The sequence below is a fragment of the Mesorhizobium sp. B2-3-7 genome (assembly GCF_006442695.1).
Classification (GTDB): domain Bacteria; phylum Pseudomonadota; class Alphaproteobacteria; order Rhizobiales; family Rhizobiaceae; genus Mesorhizobium.
Genome location: NZ_VFVV01000011.1, coordinates 148,980 through 166,497, shown reverse-complemented (window position 1 = coordinate 166,497; position 17,518 = coordinate 148,980). Strand labels below are relative to the sequence as shown.

At 64.2% G+C, this 17,518-nt stretch carries 15 protein-coding genes; 5 read left to right on the top strand and 10 right to left on the bottom strand.

Annotated elements, in window-relative coordinates:
- Position 1: 1 nt before the first annotated feature.
- The gene (locus FJ940_RS21735) at positions 2-2,104 is read left to right on the top strand and encodes a long-chain fatty acid--CoA ligase (RefSeq protein ID WP_140657871.1); all 2,103 of its coding nucleotides are present in this window, start codon (positions 2-4) and stop codon (positions 2,102-2,104) included.
- Between the two features lie 8 nt (positions 2,105-2,112).
- Positions 2,113-2,859, top strand: a complete 747-nt coding sequence (locus tag FJ940_RS21730) for a methyltransferase (RefSeq protein WP_181171797.1) — start codon at positions 2,113-2,115, stop codon at positions 2,857-2,859.
- On the opposite strand, the gene FJ940_RS21725 is transcribed toward FJ940_RS21730, so the two are convergent.
- On the bottom strand, positions 2,833-3,555 hold the full coding sequence (locus FJ940_RS21725) for an HAD family hydrolase (RefSeq protein WP_140497010.1): 723 nt from the start codon (positions 3,553-3,555) through the stop codon (positions 2,833-2,835). The two genes, FJ940_RS21730 and FJ940_RS21725, sit on opposite strands and share 27 nt — an antisense overlap.
- 5 nt (positions 3,556-3,560) lie before the next feature.
- The gene (pgi, locus tag FJ940_RS21720; protein WP_140657869.1) at positions 3,561-5,204 is read right to left on the bottom strand and encodes a glucose-6-phosphate isomerase; all 1,644 of its coding nucleotides are present in this window, start codon (positions 5,202-5,204) and stop codon (positions 3,561-3,563) included.
- Between the two features lie 260 nt (positions 5,205-5,464).
- On the opposite strand from pgi, the gene FJ940_RS21715 reads away from it, so the two are divergent.
- Positions 5,465-6,958: a PLP-dependent aminotransferase family protein gene (locus FJ940_RS21715; RefSeq protein ID WP_140497014.1), complete on the top strand. Its 1,494-nt coding sequence runs from the start codon at positions 5,465-5,467 to the stop codon at positions 6,956-6,958.
- Between the two features lie 193 nt (positions 6,959-7,151).
- On the top strand, positions 7,152-8,738 hold the full coding sequence (locus FJ940_RS21710) for a trimethylamine methyltransferase family protein (protein ID WP_140657867.1): 1,587 nt from the start codon (positions 7,152-7,154) through the stop codon (positions 8,736-8,738).
- 23 nt (positions 8,739-8,761) lie between these two features.
- On the opposite strand, the gene FJ940_RS21705 is transcribed toward FJ940_RS21710, so the two are convergent.
- The 5 genes from FJ940_RS21705 to FJ940_RS21685 all read right to left on the bottom strand — a co-directional run bounded on the left by FJ940_RS21705 (position 8,762) and on the right by FJ940_RS21685 (position 13,914).
- Positions 8,762-9,160, bottom strand: coding sequence for a hypothetical protein (locus FJ940_RS21705; RefSeq protein WP_140497299.1), 399 nt, complete (start codon positions 9,158-9,160; stop codon positions 8,762-8,764).
- A gap of 96 nt (positions 9,161-9,256) precedes the next feature.
- Positions 9,257-9,640 (bottom strand): VOC family protein, encoded by a 384-nt coding sequence (locus tag FJ940_RS21700; protein ID WP_140657865.1) that lies wholly within the window; start codon positions 9,638-9,640, stop codon positions 9,257-9,259.
- Positions 9,641-9,659: 19 nt separating this feature from the next.
- Positions 9,660-11,051: a chromate efflux transporter gene (chrA, locus tag FJ940_RS21695; protein ID WP_140657863.1), complete on the bottom strand. Its 1,392-nt coding sequence runs from the start codon at positions 11,049-11,051 to the stop codon at positions 9,660-9,662.
- Positions 11,048-11,866, bottom strand: coding sequence for a sulfurtransferase/chromate resistance protein (locus FJ940_RS21690; RefSeq protein ID WP_140497022.1), 819 nt, complete (start codon positions 11,864-11,866; stop codon positions 11,048-11,050). Before FJ940_RS21690 ends, chrA begins: the two co-directional genes overlap by 4 nt.
- A 242-nt stretch (positions 11,867-12,108) precedes the next feature.
- The gene (locus FJ940_RS21685; protein WP_140497024.1) at positions 12,109-13,914 is read right to left on the bottom strand and encodes an IlvD/Edd family dehydratase; all 1,806 of its coding nucleotides are present in this window, start codon (positions 13,912-13,914) and stop codon (positions 12,109-12,111) included.
- A 151-nt stretch (positions 13,915-14,065) separates the two neighbouring features.
- Here FJ940_RS21685 and FJ940_RS21680 point away from each other — a divergent pair, with 151 nt between their 5' ends.
- Positions 14,066-14,518, top strand: a complete 453-nt coding sequence (locus FJ940_RS21680; protein WP_140580489.1) for a carbon monoxide dehydrogenase subunit G — start codon at positions 14,066-14,068, stop codon at positions 14,516-14,518.
- 37 nt (positions 14,519-14,555) lie between these two features.
- Here FJ940_RS21680 and FJ940_RS21675 read toward each other — a convergent pair whose 3' ends face one another.
- The 3 genes from FJ940_RS21675 to FJ940_RS21665 form a co-directional block, all read right to left on the bottom strand.
- Positions 14,556-15,725, bottom strand: coding sequence for an Mrp/NBP35 family ATP-binding protein (locus tag FJ940_RS21675; protein WP_140497028.1), 1,170 nt, complete (start codon positions 15,723-15,725; stop codon positions 14,556-14,558).
- Between the two features lie 77 nt (positions 15,726-15,802).
- Positions 15,803-16,807, bottom strand: a complete 1,005-nt coding sequence (locus FJ940_RS21670) for an inorganic phosphate transporter (RefSeq protein ID WP_140497030.1) — start codon at positions 16,805-16,807, stop codon at positions 15,803-15,805.
- 2 nt (positions 16,808-16,809) lie between these two features.
- Complete coding sequence (locus tag FJ940_RS21665) at positions 16,810-17,451, bottom strand: DUF47 domain-containing protein (RefSeq protein ID WP_140550195.1); 642 nt, start codon at positions 17,449-17,451, stop codon at positions 16,810-16,812.
- Positions 17,452-17,518: the final 67 nt, after the last annotated feature.

Below are 17,518 nucleotides of genomic sequence, written 5' to 3'. Positions count from 1 at the left end.
GTTGGCAAAAGCATCGAACAGGACGGCTCCGCCGAAGACGGCCAAGGCGACCCTGAAGCCGGCCGCGGGCGCCGACAAGCAGCCAACGCCCCCTGCCAAGAACGCAAAGGGCGCAAAGAGCACAAAGGCAAAGGTCGCAGGGAAACCTTCCGCCGGCAAGGCGGACGCTGTTGTCAAACCGGCCGCGAAGCCGGCGGCCAAAGCCGTCCCCGCAAAGACGTCGGCGAAGGCCGGAACTGCTAAAACCGGGACGACAAAGACCAGTTCGACCAAGGCCGGGACGACGAAGACTGGCGCGAGCAAGACCGGGGCGACCCGGACTAGCAAGACTGGGGCCGCACAAGCCGCATCCGTGGCCAAGCCGGCACCGGCGGCCTCGAGACCGGCGGCCGCCAAGCGATTGCCGAAAGCGCTCACCGCCCTTGCCGCAGGCTTGCCGGAAAAGCCCTGGCTGGAAAGCTACCCGAAGAACATGCCGGCCGAGATCGGCGCCCTGCCCTACAGCTCCATCGGCGATTTCCTCGTCGCCGCCTGCAAGCAATTTGCCGGCCAGCCGGCCTTCACCTGCATGGGCAAGTCGATCACCTATGCGGAACTCGAACGGCTTTCGGCGGCGTTCGGCGCCTACCTGCAATCGACCGGGTTGCCCAAAGGCGCACGCGTCGCCCTGATGATGCCGAACGTGCTGCAATATCCGGTGGCGATGATGGCGGTGGCGCGCGCCGGCTACACGGTGGTCAACGTCAACCCTCTCTACACGCCGCGCGAGCTGGAACACCAGCTCAAGGATTCCGGGGCACAAGCGATCATCATCCTGGAGAACTTCGCCAGCACCTTGCAAGCGGTGATCGCCAGGACGTCGGTCAAGCACGTCGTCGTCGCGGCCATGGGCGACATGCTCGGCGGGCTCAAGGGAAGCATCGTCAATCTGGTGGTGCGCCGCGTCAAGAAGATGGTGCCGGCCTGGTCATTGCCCGGCCATGTCAAGTTCAACGCGGCGCTGAAGGTGGGCAGCGGCATGGGTTTCAAGCCGGCCAAGGTGGCGGCCGACGATATCGCGTTCCTGCAATATACCGGCGGCACCACGGGAATCTCGAAGGGTGCTATCCTGCTGCACAGCAACGTGCTGGCCAATGTCGCGCAGAATTCGCTGTGGCTGCAGGACGCTTACACGGTCAAGCCAAAACCCGCCCATCTCAACCTCATCTGCGCACTGCCGCTCTATCATATCTTCGCGCTGACCGTGAATGCGCTGATGGGCATGCAAATGGGTGGACAGAACATACTGATCCCCAACCCGCGCGACATCCCCGGCTTCGTCAAGGAAATGGGCAAGTATCCGATCCATATCTTTCCAGGCCTCAACACGCTGTTCAACGCGCTGCTCAACAATGAGGATTTCCGCAAGCTCGACTTCAAGCCGCTGCTCCTGACGCTGGGCGGCGGCATGGCGGTGCAGAAGGGCGTCGCCGAGCGCTGGAAGGCGCTGACGGGCTGCCCGGTCAGTGAAGGCTACGGCCTGTCGGAGACGTCGCCCGTGGCAACGGCCAACAAGTTCAGCTCCGGCGAATTCACCGGCACGATCGGCCTGCCGCTGCCGTCTACCGAGATCGCCATCCGCGACGAGGAGGACAACAATTTGCCGCTCGGCGAGGTCGGCGAAATCTGCATCAAGGGGCCGCAGGTGATGGCGGGCTACTGGAACCGGCCTGACGAGACCGCCAAGGTGATGACCAAGGACGGCTTCTTCAAGTCGGGCGACATGGGCTTCATGGACGAGCGCGGCTACACCAAGATCGTCGACCGCAAGAAGGACATGATCCTCGTTTCCGGCTTCAACGTCTATCCGACCGAGCTCGAGGAAGTCGTGGCGCTGCATCCCGGCGTGCTCGAAGTGGCGGCAATCGGCGTGCCGGACGAGCATTCGGGCGAAGTGCCGAAACTGTTCATCGTCAAGAAGGACCAGGCGCTGACCGCCGAGGCCATCACCGCCTATTGCCGTGAGAACCTGACCGGCTACAAGCGGCCCAGATACATCGAATTCAGGACAGAACTGCCGAAGACGCCGGTCGGAAAGATCCTGCGGCGCGCATTGCGCGAATAGGAGCCGGCTTGGACCACGATCTTGCCGGCGACGATGCGCCGGACCGGCGCCAGCGCCTCGACCCGGCCGAGTTCATCAAGGCCAACATGCGCCTTGTCCCTGCGCCTGCGCTTCCAGAAATCCGGTTTTACACGGCGCACCCCAGCAGCGGATTGAGACGGCTCGTCGAGCCCGAAGGCGATGCGGAAGATGCACCGGAGCCACAACCGCCCTACTGGGCCTACGCATGGGCCGGCGGCACCGTGCTCGCGCGCTATGTCCTCGACCATCCGATGACCGTGGGGGGACGCCGCGTGCTCGACCTTGGTGCCGGTTCCGGCATTGTCGGCATCGCTGCCGCGAAGGCCGGGGCCCGCGAAGTGATCGCCGCCGAGATCGACCGAAACGGCGTCGCCGCGCTCGGTCTCAATGCAAAAGACAACGGCGTCACGATCTCGGTGATCTGCAAAGACATTACCAACGGTCCGCCACCGGCGGTCGACCTTGTGCTGGCCGGCGACGTGTTCTACGGACCCGATGTCGCCGAACGCATGATCCCCTTCCTCGACCGCTGCCTTGCCGATGGCGTCGAGGTCCTGATCGGCGACCCGCGCCGCGCCGATCTACCATTGTCGCGGCTCAGGCTGCTCGCCGAATATCAGGTGCCGGATTTCGGCGACGCGAAGGGCGCCGCAAGCAGGCCGAGCGGCGTCTTTTCCTTCGAAGCCGAGACGCCGCTAGCGACGAGATCAGATCGTCTCCTTGACCCGCGCTGAAAGGAAATCCGGCAGGTCGACAACCGAATCCAGGATCACGTCGGCAATTCCGGCCAGAGATTCACGCGTGCCGGTGCCCGAGAGCACGCCGACCGCCAGGCCGCAGCCGCCGGCACGCGCCATTTCGAGATCGTGGCGGTTATCGCCGATCATGGCGACCTGCGTCGGCTTCAGGCCGGTGAGATCGCAGAAGGCCTGGATCGTATCCGGCGCCGGCTTGGGATTGGCCACCGCGTCATAGCCGTAGGCGGCGTCGAACAGCTGCGCGACACCGAGCGTCACCAGCGTTTTTTCCGCGCCGCTGGTCGAATCGTTGGTGGCGACGCCGAGCCGATAGGACCTTGCGTGCAAGGTGCCGAGCGTTTCGACGATGCCCGGCAGAGCCACCGCCATCGCCGAGCCCTGCACCGAGGTGATCTGGTTGAAGCGGGCGACGGCCAGCATCTGGTCTTCGTCGGACAGGCGCGGAAACCACAATTCAACGACGTCGAGATTGGTGCCGGAGGCAAAGATGGAGTCGGGTTTGAAGCGCCTGTTGGCGAAATCGAAGCCCGCGGCCGCAAGCAGCCTGTCGGCCTTCCAGCGGTCGCCTTCGGAGGCGTCCATGGCCATGAAGTCGGCAACCCCGAGCCAGGTCGCATTGAAGTCGACAAGCGTTCCGTCCTTGTCGAACAATATTCCCTTGATGTCTGCCAACTCAGTCACTCCGAACCACGCAAATGGTGGATGTGTTCCACCAGGCCGGCGGTCGAGGCATCCCGCTTTGCGGCACTTTCCTTGCCTTCCACGACTGGCAGAAGGCCGGTGGCCAGTTCCTTGCCGAGCTCGACGCCCCATTGGTCGAAGGAGTTGATGTCGAACAGCGTTCCCTCGACGAAGACGCGGTGTTCGTAGAGAGCGATCAGGCGGCCGAGCGTGCGCGGGTCGAGCTTGCGATAAAGAATGGTCACCGAGGGCCGGTTGCCGGAGAAGACGCGGTGCGGGGCAATGCGATCGACATCGGCCGGCTTCATGCCCTTGGACAGCATCTGCGCGCGCGCTTCCTCCAGCGTGCGGCCCCTCATGAAGGCTTCCGACTGCGCCAGGCAGTTGGCGAGCAGCAGGTCGTGATGGTGCTTCAGCTCCGGCTCGTGGCCGTTCGCCGCGGCGAGGAATTCGACCGGAATGAAATCGGTTCCCTGGTGCAGGAGCTGGAAGAAGGCGTGCTGGCCATTGGTGCCGGGCTCGCCCCAGACCAGCGGCCCGGTCGGCGTCGCCACGGGGCCGCCGTCCAGGGTGACGCTCTTGCCGTTCGATTCCATGTCGAGCTGCTGGAGATAGGCCGGCAGCCTGGACAGGCGCTGGTCATAGGGGATGACCGCGCGGGCCGGGTATTTGCAAACGACGCGATGCCACCAGCCGACAAGGCCAAGCAGCACCGGCAGGTTTTTGGCCAGCGGCGCTGTGCGGAAGTGTTCGTCCATTTCGTGCGCGCCATCGAGGAAGGCGCGGAAATCGCGTGGACCAATGGCGATCATCACGGGAAGGCCGATGGCGCCCCACACAGAATAGCGGCCGCCGACCCAATCCCAGAAGCCGAAGACGCGGTCCGGCTCGATGCCGAACTTCGCCACCAGGTCGAGTGCCGTCGAGACAGCGGCGAAGTGCTTGCCGATCGCTTCCTTGCCGAGCGCCTTTTGGACCCAGTCGCGCGCCGTCTGCGCATTGGTCATCGTTTCGACCGTGGTGAAGGTCTTGGAGGCGACGATAAAAAGCGTGCTCTCGGCGGAAAGACCCTTCAGCGTGTCGTGGATATGGGCGCCGTCGATGTTGGAGACATAGTGCGCGCGCGGACCGTCATGATAGGGCGCCAGCGCCAACGTCGCCATGGCCGGGCCGAGATCGGAGCCGCCGATGCCGATATTGACGATGTCGGTGATCTTCTTGCCGGTGGCGCCTGTCGCCTTGCCGGAACGCACCGCGTCGGCGAAGGCGCCCATCGCGTCCAATACGGCGATGACCTCCGCCTTCACATCCTGCCCGTCGAGCACGATGCCCTTGCCGGTCAGGTTGCGCAGGGCGGTGTGCAGAACAGCGCGGCCCTCTGTAACGTTGATCTTCTTGCCGGCGAACATGGCGGCGCGGCGGCCTTCGAGATCGGCGGCGTCAGCCAGATTCTCCAGCAGGTCCATCGTGCGCGCATCGACGGCGCATTTCGACCAGTCGAGCAACAGGTCGCCGTCGCTGGCGGAGAACGTCTTGAACCGCTGCGGATCGGCGGCGAAGGCCTGGCGCATCTCGCCGGCTGCCGCGGCGCGATGGTCGCGCAAGGCGGCAAGCTGTTTTTGGAAGGCTGACTGATCCACCGGCGGGCTCCTGGGACTGTTAAATTATCTTAGCAGACCGGATGTTTCCGGCGCGTGTCGTCGCGCCAAACTATTGAGCCGAATTCCGTCCGGTCAATACGCGGCGATGACGCACTGCGTTACACGGGATGCGAAGGCCGAAAGATCACTGGCATAAATCCCAAAGATCAGAAAAATTGATTGGCGCAACCCCTTGTGCCACCGTTACATTCGACTGGTCCAGCCAAACGAAAAAAGCTGGCCATCGAGGAACATTTCCCATGCCACAGCGCAACGACACGGCCATATGGTCCGGCCTGTTCCGGATTTCGGCCGAATCCGGCCAGACTTTGCAGGCACAGATCCGCCAGGCGATCGTGGCCGCTATTCTCGACCGCCAGATCGCCGCTTCGATGCCGCTTCCGTCATGCCGGATATTGGCCGAAAAACTCGGCGTGGCGCGCGGAACCGTGGTGCTGGCCTTCCAGCAACTGGTCGACCAGGGCTTCCTGGTGGCGCGCGAGCGGCGCGGCCATTTCGTCAATCCCGACGTTTTGGCGACGCCGGCCAAGCCGCACCAGAAGGCGCCCGACCAGGCCAACGAGATCGACTGGAAGGCACGCCGGCAGATCGCGGCCAGCGACATGCCGCCGCCGGCCAAGCACGAGAACTGGATCAAGTCGTCCTACCCCTTCGTCTATGGCCAGTTCGATCCGGCGCTGTTCCCGACCGCCGAGTGGCGCGAGTGCAACCGCATGGCGCTTGCCGTGCTGGAGATCCGCAACTGGGCCTCCGACATGGTCGATCGCGACGATCCGCTGCTGATCGAGCAGATCCAGGCGCGGCTGCTGCCCAGGCGCGGCATCTTCGCCAACCCCGACGAGATCATCGTCACGCTGGGCGCCCAGAACGCGCTCTACATGCTGGCGACGCTTTTGATGACCAAGGGCTCGAAGGTGGCGATGGAGGATCCGGGCTACCCCGACGCACGCTCGATCTTCCGGCTCGCCGGCGCCGACATCCAGCCGGTGCCGGTCGACCAGTCCGGCATCGTAACCTCTTCGATTCCCAACGATTCCGGCTTTGTCTTCGTCACGCCCAGCCATCATTGCCCGACCATGGTGCCGCTGTCGGCGGAACGCCGGCAGGACCTTCTGGCGCGCGCCAACCGCTACAACCAGATCATCATCGAGGACGGCTATGACAGCCAGCTTCTCGACGAGGCGCCGCAGCAAGCCTTGAAGAGCCTCGACCGCTCCGGCCGCGTGATCTATGTCGGCTCGATGTCGAAGACGCTGGCTCCGGGCCTGCGGCTTGGCTACATCGTGGCCTCGGCTGGACTAATCGCCGAACTCAGGGCGCTGCGCCGCTTCATGCTGCGCCATCCGCCGGCCAACAACCAGCGCGCGGTCGCGCTGTTCCTGTCGCTCGGCCACCACGAAGCGCTGGTGCGGCGGCTGTCGAGCGCCTTCGACGAGCGGCGCAAGCGCCTGGTCCATGCGATTTCCGCTTTCCTGCCCGAGTGGCGTTCGACCGACTCGGCCGGCGGCACGTCGCTGTGGCTGGAGGGACCGCGCGGCACCGATTCCCGCGGACTGGCCGAGGCCGCCGCCTCGCGCAGCGTCATCATCGAGCCGGGCGACCGCTTCTTCGACCGCACCGAAAAGCCTTCGCGTTTCATGCGCTTGGGCATCTCCTCGATCGCGCTGCAGCATATCGAGCCCGGTATCCGCGAACTTGCAACCGCCGCGGGCCGCAGGCCGGCCGCCGCCTGATCACCTGGGCCTGACCACCTCCCGGGAGCCGCGCAACAGCGGCTCCTGCTTCTTTAGCACTGGCATATGCAACCGGACCGGCTGGCTCATAGGCTGTGCCAATGCCGGCGGCATAGTCGAGGCCTAAAGGGGACGAAGCAGCCGATGGTGGACCAACCGCCGCCCTGCTTCCGAGAAAAGGTGGAGTGCTTCCATGTCAGTGGCTGTCGAAAAGCAGGAAGCGGCCGACCAGCGTTCGCGCCGCTCCGGCGGACGCGAAGCGCGTCGCGCCATTCGGGCGGCGCCGCTCGCCGACGACATCAGGCCGGTTCGCGCCGGCCTTGAGGGGGGGAGCTATGGCCCCCTGCGCGGCACTGATTGCGAGCGCATCCACGAAGCGGTGCTGACCCTGCTGGAGACGGTCGGCTTCGCCAACGCAATCCCGTCCTGCATCGAGGCGCTGACCAAGGCCGGCGCCAGCCATGGCGACGACGGCCGTATCCGTTTCCCGCGCGCACTGGTGCTCGACACGATCAAGCGGGCGGCGCGGCATTTCACGCTGCACGGCCAGGACCCGAAGCACGACATGGTGATCCAGGGCAAGCGCGTGCATTACGGCACGGCGGGTGCTGCCGTGCATCTTGTCGACGTCGAGAAGCGCGAGTATCGCGAATCCTTGCTGCAGGACATCTATGATGCCGCGCGCATCGTCGACGGGCTCGACAACATCCATTTCTTCCAGCGGCCCATGGTGCCGCGCGACATTCCCGATCCGCTCGAAATGGACTTCAACACGCTCTATGCCTGCGTGATGGGCACGTCCAAGCATGTCGGCACGTCCTTCACGGTGCGGGAGAACGTGCAACCGGCGCTCGAAATGCTCTACGCGATCGCCGGTGGCGAGGAGAATTTCCGGGCCCGGCCGTTCGTGTCGAACTCCAACTGTTTCGTCGTGCCGCCGATGAAATTCGCCGAGGACGCCTGCGGCGTGCTCGAGGCCTGCGTCGAAGGAGGCATCCCGATCCTGCTGCTTTCGGCCGGACAGGCCGGGGCCACCGCTCCGGCGGCGATCGCGGGTGCGGTGGTGCAAGCCGTGGCCGAAGTGCTGGCCGGCCTTGTCTATGTCAACACCATCAAGCCGGGCCATCCGGCGATCTTCGGTACCTGGCCGTTCGTGTCGGACCTGCGCACCGGCGCCATGTCCGGCGGCTCGGCCGAACAGGCGGTGCTGACCGCGGCCTGCGCGCAGATGGCGCAGTTCTACGACCTGCCAGGCGGTTCGGCCGCCGGCATGACGGATTCGAAACTGCCCGACATCCAGTCCGGCTATGAAAAAGGCATTACCAATGTGATGGCCGGCCTTTCCGGCCTCAACCTGGTCTACGAATCGGCCGGCATGCATGCGTCCCTGCTCGGCTTCTGCCTGGAAAGCCTGATCATCGACAACGACATGCTGGGCCATTGCCTGCGCTGCGTGCGCGGCATCGAGGTGACGGACGACGCGCTGTCGATCGACACCATTGCTGATGTCTGCCTGAAAGGCCCGGGCCACTATCTCGGCAACGAGCAGACGCTGAAGCTGATGCAGACCGAATATTTCTACCCCGCCGTCGGCGACCGGTTTTCGCCGAAGGAATGGAACGAGAAGGGCCGACCCGACATATTGCAGCGGGCGATCGTCGAGAAGAAGCGCATCCTCGCCGAACGCTTCCCGCGCCATGTGCCGAAGCCGCTCGACGACAGGCTGCGCGCCCGCTTCGGCGACATGATCAAGCTGCCGCGCAACGGCATGGGCGGCTGAGAACGCCCCCCTTTGAAAATAGGTTAATCCGCGCTCAGCCCATAATGTTCGACGACCTCGGTATTGACCAGCTTGGCGTGTAGCGCCATCAGCACGATCTGGGCGTCGAAACTGTCTCCGGCATCGACCGCGGCCTCTATCCGACGCTCCACGTCCTGCCGCGGCTGCGCGCCATGAGAGCGCTCGAATGCCTCAGGCCCAGCAATACAATAGCTGAACAAACACGCCACTTGCGCATAAGCCTGCGGCGGCGGCTCGTCGGGCCAGTGATCCTTCATCAGGTTGACGATGGTGAGCTTTACGCCCTCCGGCACAAGGGCGGGATGCAAGTCGGCTCCGCGCAATGCGGCATCGAGCTGCCTGAGATCGCTTGAACGGCCGAACATGCCGAGGAAACCGAGGGAAGAGCGTCGTTTGGCCATCATGGTCCAATCTGTTGAGTGGCCTGGCAACGGAATGCAAAATGCCGTGCAGGTGGTTTCTGCCCATGTCAGCTGGCTATTCGTGACAGCGACGCATTATCTGCGCCCCGGTTCGAACAGTTCCACCAGATTGCCGGATGGGTCCCGCAGCAATATCTGGCTGCCGCCCATGCCCTTGACGACGTCGTTCCTGAAAGCCTGGCCGGCAGTTTTCAGCTTGCGAACCACGCCTTCGAGATCCTCGACCTCGATCTGAATGCGGTTCCAGCCACCGGGTTCGGGCACGCTGCCGTCGGGCATCGGCTGCGACGCCCCACCAGGGCCGCCAGCGGCATTGAGCAGAAGCCGCAGGTTGCCCTTGGAAAGCATGGCGAAGGACGGCGCCGGGTGCATGGCGACCGTGAAGCCGAGATGGTCGCGGTAGAAGGCGATCGCCCTGTCGACGTCATTGACGATATAGCGAACGTTGACCGTTTCCATGGTCTCCTCCGTGCCGAAGCTACCCACTCGCCGCAAGCAATAAGACACCCGCCAGGGCCGATCCGGCAAGCGTCGGCAGCATGCCGATTTTCAGCTTGAGGATGGCGATCATGGTAGCGCAGGACAGCAGCGCGGCACGCCAGTCGATCGAGGACAGCACCGGCACCTCCGTTCCGAGCCCCGTCGCACGCACGTCGCGGAAGATGACGTGCAAGGCGAACCACAGGGCCAGATTCATGATGACGCCGACGACCGCCGCGGTGATCGCGCCCAATGCCGCCGACAATGCCTTGTTGCCGCGCAGCGCCTCGATGTAGGGCGCGCCGAGGAATATCCAGAAGAAGCACGGCGTGAAGGTAACCCAAAGCGTAAGCAACGCTCCAAGCGATCCGGCAAACAACGGATATGGCGATCCGGAATGGCGCAAGCCTGCAAGGAAGCCGACGAACTGCAGGACCAGGATGAGCGGTCCAGGCGTGGTTTCGGCAAGGCCCAGGCCATCGACCATTTCGCCTGGCGCAAGCCAGCCAAGAGAGCTGACGGCCGCTTGCGCGACATAGGCCAGAACGGCATAGGCGCCGCCGAAGGTGACGACCGCCATGAGGCTGAAGAAGCCGCCGATCTGCGTCCAGACGCTGTTTGCCGATGTGAACGCCCAGATCAGCACAACCGGTCCAAGCCAGATCGGCAGCCAGATCGCGATGGTGCGCGGCGCGTGCCATCGCGTCGGCCTGGTGTGGGCCAGTTCGCCGCGCTCGAACATCAGATCGACCGCGCCCGTGGCGTCGGGAGCGTCGTCCTTGCCATGCGCGGCGCCAGAAAACAGGGCCGGCGCGATGCCGTTTCCGACCCACCCCACCAGTCCTGCAAACAGGACGAGGAGCGGAAAGGGGACGTTGAGCACGTAGATGCCGACAAAGGCGCAAAGCGCAATCGCCGTCATCACCCGATTCTTCAAGGCCCGCCGGCCAATGCGGATCACGGCCTCGACCACGATCGCCAGCACTGCCGCCCTCACCCCGAAAAACAGCGAGTCGACCAGCGGCGCATCACCATAGAGCGCATAGAGAATGCTCAAGGTCAGCATGACGAGCGCGCCGGGCACGACGAAGAGGACGCCGGCGACAAGACCGCCGACCGTCTTGTGCAGCAGCCAGCCGATGTAGATAGCGAGTTGCTGGGCCTCGGGGCCAGGCAGCAGCATGCAGTAGTTCAGCGCATGCAGGAAACGCTGCTCGCCGATCCAGCGCTTTTCCTCGACCAATTCCCTGTGCATGAGCGCGATCTGCCCGGCCGGTCCGCCGAAACTGAGCAACCCGATCTTCGCCCAGAGTTTCGTGGCCTCGCGGAAGCTCGGGACCGCGGGCGCCTCGATGAGGTCGGCACTTTCCTCGGAAAGGAGGGAGTTCATGACGCCTTCGCTCCCGCCGGCCAATTGTGCGTCTCGTCGGTGGCGTCGCGGCACCAGCGGAAGAACGCGTCGTAAAGCAGCATGCCGGCATCCAATTGTTGCAGGTCATCGCGAAACATGCGCGACAAGCCAAGCGAGGCGGCGAGAAATCCCGCCGCCTGCGGAACCAGGTCGAGGCTGGCCGTGTCGGCTGCGCGCACGATCACGGCGAGGCGGTCGAGCGCTTCGGATTCGAGCCCGAACTCCTCGAGCATCGTGTCGAAGGTGCAGCGCTCGCCGCGATGGCTCCAGAACGCATTGTCGATGTCGAAAGGCACGGCCTGAAAACGATCGGCGACATCGGGCACTTCCGCGGCGTCGACGAACAGGAAGACCGCTTGAGGATCGACGAAACGGCGGATCAGCCAGGGGCAGGCGATGCGATCGACTTTGGGCCGGGCCCGCGTCACCCAGACGGTGCGGCCCTTGTCGTCACGAGGCGGCATCCTGTCGGCACGGACCAGAAGGCCGTGGGCGTCCCGCCAGGCTTCGAAGCCGCCTTCGAGCGATTCGGCGGCAATCCCTTCATGACGCAACCATGCGGCGACGCCTTGCGAGAGCTTTTTTCCCTGCTGGCAGACGACCGCCACGCGGCCACCGGCGAAGTCGGCTGCCCAAGTCTGGACGGTTTTGAAATCGCGCCGGTACGACGCCGGCAGCAAACGTGGATCGGCGTTGTAGTCGTCCTCGGTACGGATATCGAGGATTGCAGGCGCGCCCGGCAAACCGACCATACGGATCAGTTGCGGCACGGTGACAGCGGTTGTTGACGGCATGGCGTCCACCTCCTGAAAGAGAAGCCTGGACGCGAACGTTGGGCTGACGCCTCACGGGGTCGTCGCGATGAACCCCTTGCAGCGATGGTGGATTTGTTGGGCAGGCTTGTCAAGGACGCAATGTCCCCGGCCTGTGGCAGGCCGCGAAACGGAAAGACGACCGGCGGCCGATCAGGCCGCCGATCGGCGATCGCTATCCGTCAATTATCGCTTGAAACGATCGATGATTGTCCGGGGAATAATCAGTGATTGTCCCGGGGCACGCCCTTCGTATGAGCGACGTCCTGGTATTTCACCGCCGGTTTCAGCACCATGCCGCCCGAGAACTGGTCGACCATACCGCGCTGGATTTCCTGCCATGGTGTCTGGTGCTCGGGATAATGGTAGCCGCCATTGTTCTGCAGCTCGGCGCGGCGGCGGGTGATCTCGTCATCGGTGACGAGAATGTTGGCCGTGCCCTTTTTCAGGTCGATGCGAACGCGGTCGCCTGTCTTGAGCAACGCAAGCCCCCCGCCGATGGCGGCTTCCGGCGAGGCGTTGAGGATGGAGGGCGAGCCTGACGTGCCGGACTGGCGGCCGTCGCCGATGCAGGCCAGCGCGTGGATGCCCTTCTTGATGAGATAGGCCGGCGGCTGCATGTTGACGACCTCGGCGCCGCCGGGATAGCCGACCGGACCGGCGCCGCGCATGAACAGGATGGTGTGCTCGTCGATCCCTTGCGCCGGGTCGTCGATGCGGGCGTGGTAATCCTCCGGACCGTCGAAGACCATGGCATTGCCCTCGAAGGCCTCGGGGTCCTTCGGGTTGGAGAGATAGCGCTCGCGGAATTCGGGCGAGATGCCGCTGGTCTTCATGATTGCCGAATCGAACAGATTGCCCTTGAGATTGATGAAGCCGGCATTGGCCTTCAGCGGCTCGGCGACAGTGCGGATGACCTCGCGGTTCTCGTTGACGGCATCGCGGCAATTGTCGCCCATTGTCTTGCCGTTGGCGGTCAGAGCATCCGGATGCGGCAGCAGCCCGGCTTTCATGAGCTCCGCCACCACGGCCGGCACGCCGCCCGCGTGATGGTAGTCCTCGCCCAGATATTCGCCCGTCGGCTGGAGATTGACGATGAGCGGCACGTCGAGGCCGATCTTCTGCCAGTCGTCATTGTCGAGCGGCACGCCGAGATGGCGGGCGATGGCGTTGAGATGGATCGGCGCGTTGGTGGAGCCGCCGATCGCCGAATTGACGACGATGGCGTTCTCGAACGCCTTGCGCGTCATGATGTCGGAGGGCTTCAAATCCTCGTGCACCATATCGACGATGCGTTTTCCCGTCTCGTAGGCGATCTGGCCGCGCTCGCGATAAGGAGCCGGAATCGCGGCCGAACCCGGCAGCTGCATGCCGAGCGCCTCGGCCAGCGAGTTCATGGTGGTGGCGGTGCCCATGGTGTTGCAGTAGCCGGTGGACGGCGCCGAGGAGGCGACGATGTCCATGAACTCGTCGTAGCCGATCTCGCCGGCCGACAGGCGCTGGCGCGATTCCCAGACGATGGTGCCCGAACCGGTGCGCTTGCCCTTGTGCCAGCCGTTAAGCATCGGACCGACCGACAGCGCTATGGCCGGAATGTTGACGGTCGCCGCCGCCATCAACAGCGCCGGCGTCGTCTTGTCGCAGCCGATGGTGAGCACGACGCCGTCAAGCGGATAGCCATAGAGCACTTCTACCAGGCTGAGATAGGCAAGGTTGCGGTCGAGAGCTGCGGTCGGGCGCTTGCCGGTCTCCTGGATCGGGTGGCACGGGAATTCGAAAGGAATGCCGCCCATCGAGACGATGCCTTCGCGCACGCGTTTGGCGAGCTCGATGTGGTGGCGATTGCAAGGCGACAGGTCGGAACCGGTCTGGGCAATGCCGATCAGCGGCTTGCCCGACATCAGTTCGGCGCGCGTCAGCCCGTAATTCAGGTAGCGCTCCAGATAAAGTGCCGTCATGCCCGGATTGTCGGGGTTGTCGAACCACTCCTGCGAGCGAAACTTTTTCTTTCCTGTGGGGGCGCCGGCCATCATGGTCTCCGTATTTGTATGACAAATCGATATGACAACGCGCGGATGCAGGCAAGGGGCACGCGTGATCTGAATCCGGACTTTGGTGCGATAGACATCAATCGGGCCGCACGCTACCAACAATCCGACATTGGTCGTCCGGGAGGTTCTGATGGCTTTGGTGATCGAGGGCGAGGAGCGCATCGCCGCACCCCTCCAGAAAGTTTGGGAAGCGCTGAACGATCCGGCGGTGCTGAGAGAAAGCATCCCCGGCTGCCAAAGCCTGGAAATGAAGTCGCCGACCGAGATGGCGGCGACGGTGGTGCTGAAGATCGGCCCGATCAAGGCGACCTTCAACGGCGAGGTGACGTTGAGAAATCTCAATCCCCCGCATGCCTACACGATCCAGGGCGAAGGCAAGGGCGGCATCGCCGGCTTCGCCAAGGGCGGCGCCGACGTGACGCTGACCGAGGATGGACCTGGCACCACCGTTCTGAAATATGCGGCCAAGGCCGAGGTCGGCGGCAAGATCGCCCAACTCGGCAGCCGGCTGATCGAGTCGACCTCGAAGAAATTGGCGGGACAATTCTTTTCGAGCTTCGGCGAGAAGGTGGGTGCTGCTTAGGCTGGTCTATCCAGCGTTAGCGCCGCCTGGACGAAAATTACTCGAAGACGATGCTCGGCACGGCGTCCGCGGCCGCGCCGCGCTCTTCGTTGACCCGGTCCCAGACCTTCGAAGCGATATCGCGATAGATCTTCGCTTCGGCACTGTCGGGCTTCGATGCCACCACCGGCGCACCTTCATCCGAGCTTTCGCGGATGCCCATCTCCAGCGGCACCTCGCCAAGGAAGGTGACGCCGAGGCGCTCGGCCTCGCGGCGTGCGCCGCCATGGCCGAAGATGTCGTAGCGCTTGCCGGTGTCGGGGGCGAGGAAATAGCTCATGTTCTCGACGATGCCGAGCAGCGGCACGTCGACCTTCCTGAACATGTTGAGGCCCTTGCGAGCATCGATAAGGGCCAGATCCTGCGGCGTCGAGACGATGACCGCGCCGGCCAGCGGCACCTGCTGGGCCATGGTGAGCTGGGCATCACCGGTGCCGGGGGGCATATCGACGACGAGCACGTCGAGCGGCCCCCATTCGACTTCGCGCAGCATCTGCGTCAGCGCCGACATCACCATCGGCCCGCGCCAGATCATCGGCGTTTCCTCGTCGACGAGGAAGCCCATCGACATCACCTTGAGACCGTAATTCTGCATCGGTTTCAGGATCTTGCCGTCGACGGTCTGCGGCCGGCCGCGGATGTTGAGCAGCCTTGGCATGGACGGGCCATAGATGTCGGCATCGAGCACGCCCACCTTCAGCCCGTTGGCGGCGAGGCCGAGGGCCAGATTGACGGCCGTGGTCGACTTGCCGACACCGCCCTTGCCGGACGCAACCGCGATGATCGCCTCGATGCCGGGCACGCCGCGCTTGCCCTGGCTGTGCGAGGCAGGCGCATGGGGCGCCGGGCGCGGCGCGGCAACGGGCGGGGCGGGACGTGGCGCCGGGCGCGCCGCGACAGGCGCCTCCATGCCGCCGCCCTTCTTCTCCGCCGTCAAGGCGACGACGGCGCCAGCGACACCTGGAATAGCTTTCACGACACGCTCGGCCGCGGCGCGCAATGGCTCCATCTCCTGCGCCCTGGCGGCCGGAACGGTGATCGAGAAGAACACTTTCGAATCGGCGATGAAAATCTCGGAAACCATGCCGAGGTCGACGATGTTGCCGGTGAAATCGGGGCCATTGACCGTTTTCAGGCGCTCGATGACGGTTTCCTTGGTGACGGACATGGCTGTTGCTTCCCTGGCGTTCGGCTGCTGCTCACATAGTGCAGATCGCCGGCGGCTCCAAGCGCCAGGCCGCGACATCAGCCTGCCAGGCGAACCGCCAGATAGGTCAGTGCAGAAATCGCCGCCGTCGCCGGCAAGGTGACGACCCATGCGATGACGATGTTGCCGGCTATGCCCCAGCGCACCGCCGAGACACGGCGGGCGGCGCCGACGCCGATGATGGCGCCGGTGATGGTGTGCGTGGTCGAAACCGGAACACCGAGCCATGTCGCGGCGAAGAGGGTGATGGCGCCGCCGGTCTCGGCGCAGAATCCCTGCATCGGGTTGAGCCTGGTGATCTTCGAGCCCATCGTGTGGACGATGCGCCAACCGCCGAACAGCGTGCCCAGCGCCAATGCCGACTGGCAAGTCAGGACCACCCAGAGCGGCACGTAGAAATCCGTTCCGAGCATGCCTTGGGAATAGAGCAGCACGGCGATGATGCCCATGGTCTTTTGCGCATCGTTGCCGCCATGACCGAGCGAATAGAGGGAGGCGGAAAAGAACTGCATGACACGGAAGGTACTGTCGACGGCAAACGGCGTCTGGCGCACGAACAGCCAGGAAACCACCAGGATCAGGAGAAGCGCCAGGACAAAGCCCGTCGCCGGCGACAGGACGATGGCGGCGACCGTCTTGCCGAGCCCCGCCCAGACGATGGCACCCGTGCCGGCCTTTGCGACGCCTGCCCCCACCAATCCGCCGATCAACGCATGCGAACTGCTCGACGGGATGCCGGCGATCCAGGTGACGATATTCCAGACGATGGCGCCGACCAGGGCGGCGAAGATCACCGCCGGGGTGACGATGCTTGCATCGATGATACCTTTGCCCACGGTTTCGGCGACATGAAGGCCAAAGAACATGAAGGCGATGAAATTGAAGAAGGCCGCCCAGAACACCGCGTAATGCGGTCTCAGCACCCGGGTCGAGACAATGGTGGCGATCGAGTTGGCGGCGTCGTGCAGGCCGTTGAGGAAATCGAAGAACAGCGCGACGGCGACGAGGCCGACCAGCAAGGGAAAGGCGATCGCGACTTCCATCGCTAGACGTTCTCGATGACGATGCCGCTGATCTCGTTGGCGACGTCCTCGAAGCGGTCGACCACCTTCTCCAGTTGGCCATAGATCTCCGAGCCGATCAGATAGGCCATCGCATCGCTGCGGCCGTGCCGCCTGAAGAGATCCTTCAGGCCCTGCTCATGCAGATCGTCGGCTCGGCCTTCGGCACGCATGACTTCCTCGGCGAGTTCGTTCAAGCGCGCACTGTTGGCGCCGACCTTGGCCAGCAGCGGGATCGCCTCCGCGACGAGCCTGGCGGCATCGACAATGACGGCGCCCATTTCCTGCATCAGCGGATCGAATTCCCTCTTCTCGAACAGCCGCACCGTCTTGACGGTCTTGTGCATCATGTCGATGGCGTCATCCATCGACTGGATCAGGTCCTTGATATCGCCGCGGTCGAAAGGCGTGATGAATGAGCGCCGCACGGCAAGCAGGACTTCGGCGGTGATATGGTCGGCCTCGTCCTCGAGATCGACGATCTTTTGGCACCAATGCTCGATGTCCTTGCCCAGGAGGAGCTGCTGCAGGGCCTCCGCGCCACCGACCACCGTGCGGGAATGCCGCTCGAATAGGTCGAAGAAGCGATCTTCGCGCGGCAACAGCTTGCGGAACCAGCCCAGCATGTTCGTCCCTCCCGGCGCACCAGTTCCATCCACATAGCGCCGCACGCGCCCATGGGGAACAGTAAGC

Bases quoted from the DNA above. Each gene is read 5' to 3' on its own strand.
- FJ940_RS21675 (WP_140497028.1), bottom strand. From the start codon at position 15,725: ATGTCCGTCACCAAGGAAACCGTCATCGAGCGCCTGAAAACGGTCAAT.
- FJ940_RS21685 (WP_140497024.1), bottom strand. From the start codon at position 13,914: ATGGCCGGCGCCCCCACAGGAAAGAAAAAGTTTCGCTCGCAGGAGTGG.
- chrA (WP_140657863.1), bottom strand. From the start codon at position 11,051: ATGAACTCCCTCCTTTCCGAGGAAAGTGCCGACCTCATCGAGGCGCCC.
- FJ940_RS21710 (WP_140657867.1), top strand. From the start codon at position 7,152: ATGTCAGTGGCTGTCGAAAAGCAGGAAGCGGCCGACCAGCGTTCGCGC.
- FJ940_RS21705 (WP_140497299.1), bottom strand. From the start codon at position 9,160: ATGGCCAAACGACGCTCTTCCCTCGGTTTCCTCGGCATGTTCGGCCGT.
- FJ940_RS21690 (WP_140497022.1), bottom strand. From the start codon at position 11,866: ATGCCGTCAACAACCGCTGTCACCGTGCCGCAACTGATCCGTATGGTC.
- FJ940_RS21665 (WP_140550195.1), bottom strand. From the start codon at position 17,451: ATGCTGGGCTGGTTCCGCAAGCTGTTGCCGCGCGAAGATCGCTTCTTC.
- FJ940_RS21680 (WP_140580489.1), top strand. From the start codon at position 14,066: ATGGCTTTGGTGATCGAGGGCGAGGAGCGCATCGCCGCACCCCTCCAG.
- FJ940_RS21715 (WP_140497014.1), top strand. From the start codon at position 5,465: ATGCCACAGCGCAACGACACGGCCATATGGTCCGGCCTGTTCCGGATT.
- FJ940_RS21670 (WP_140497030.1), bottom strand. From the start codon at position 16,807: ATGGAAGTCGCGATCGCCTTTCCCTTGCTGGTCGGCCTCGTCGCCGTC.
- FJ940_RS21700 (WP_140657865.1), bottom strand. From the start codon at position 9,640: ATGGAAACGGTCAACGTTCGCTATATCGTCAATGACGTCGACAGGGCG.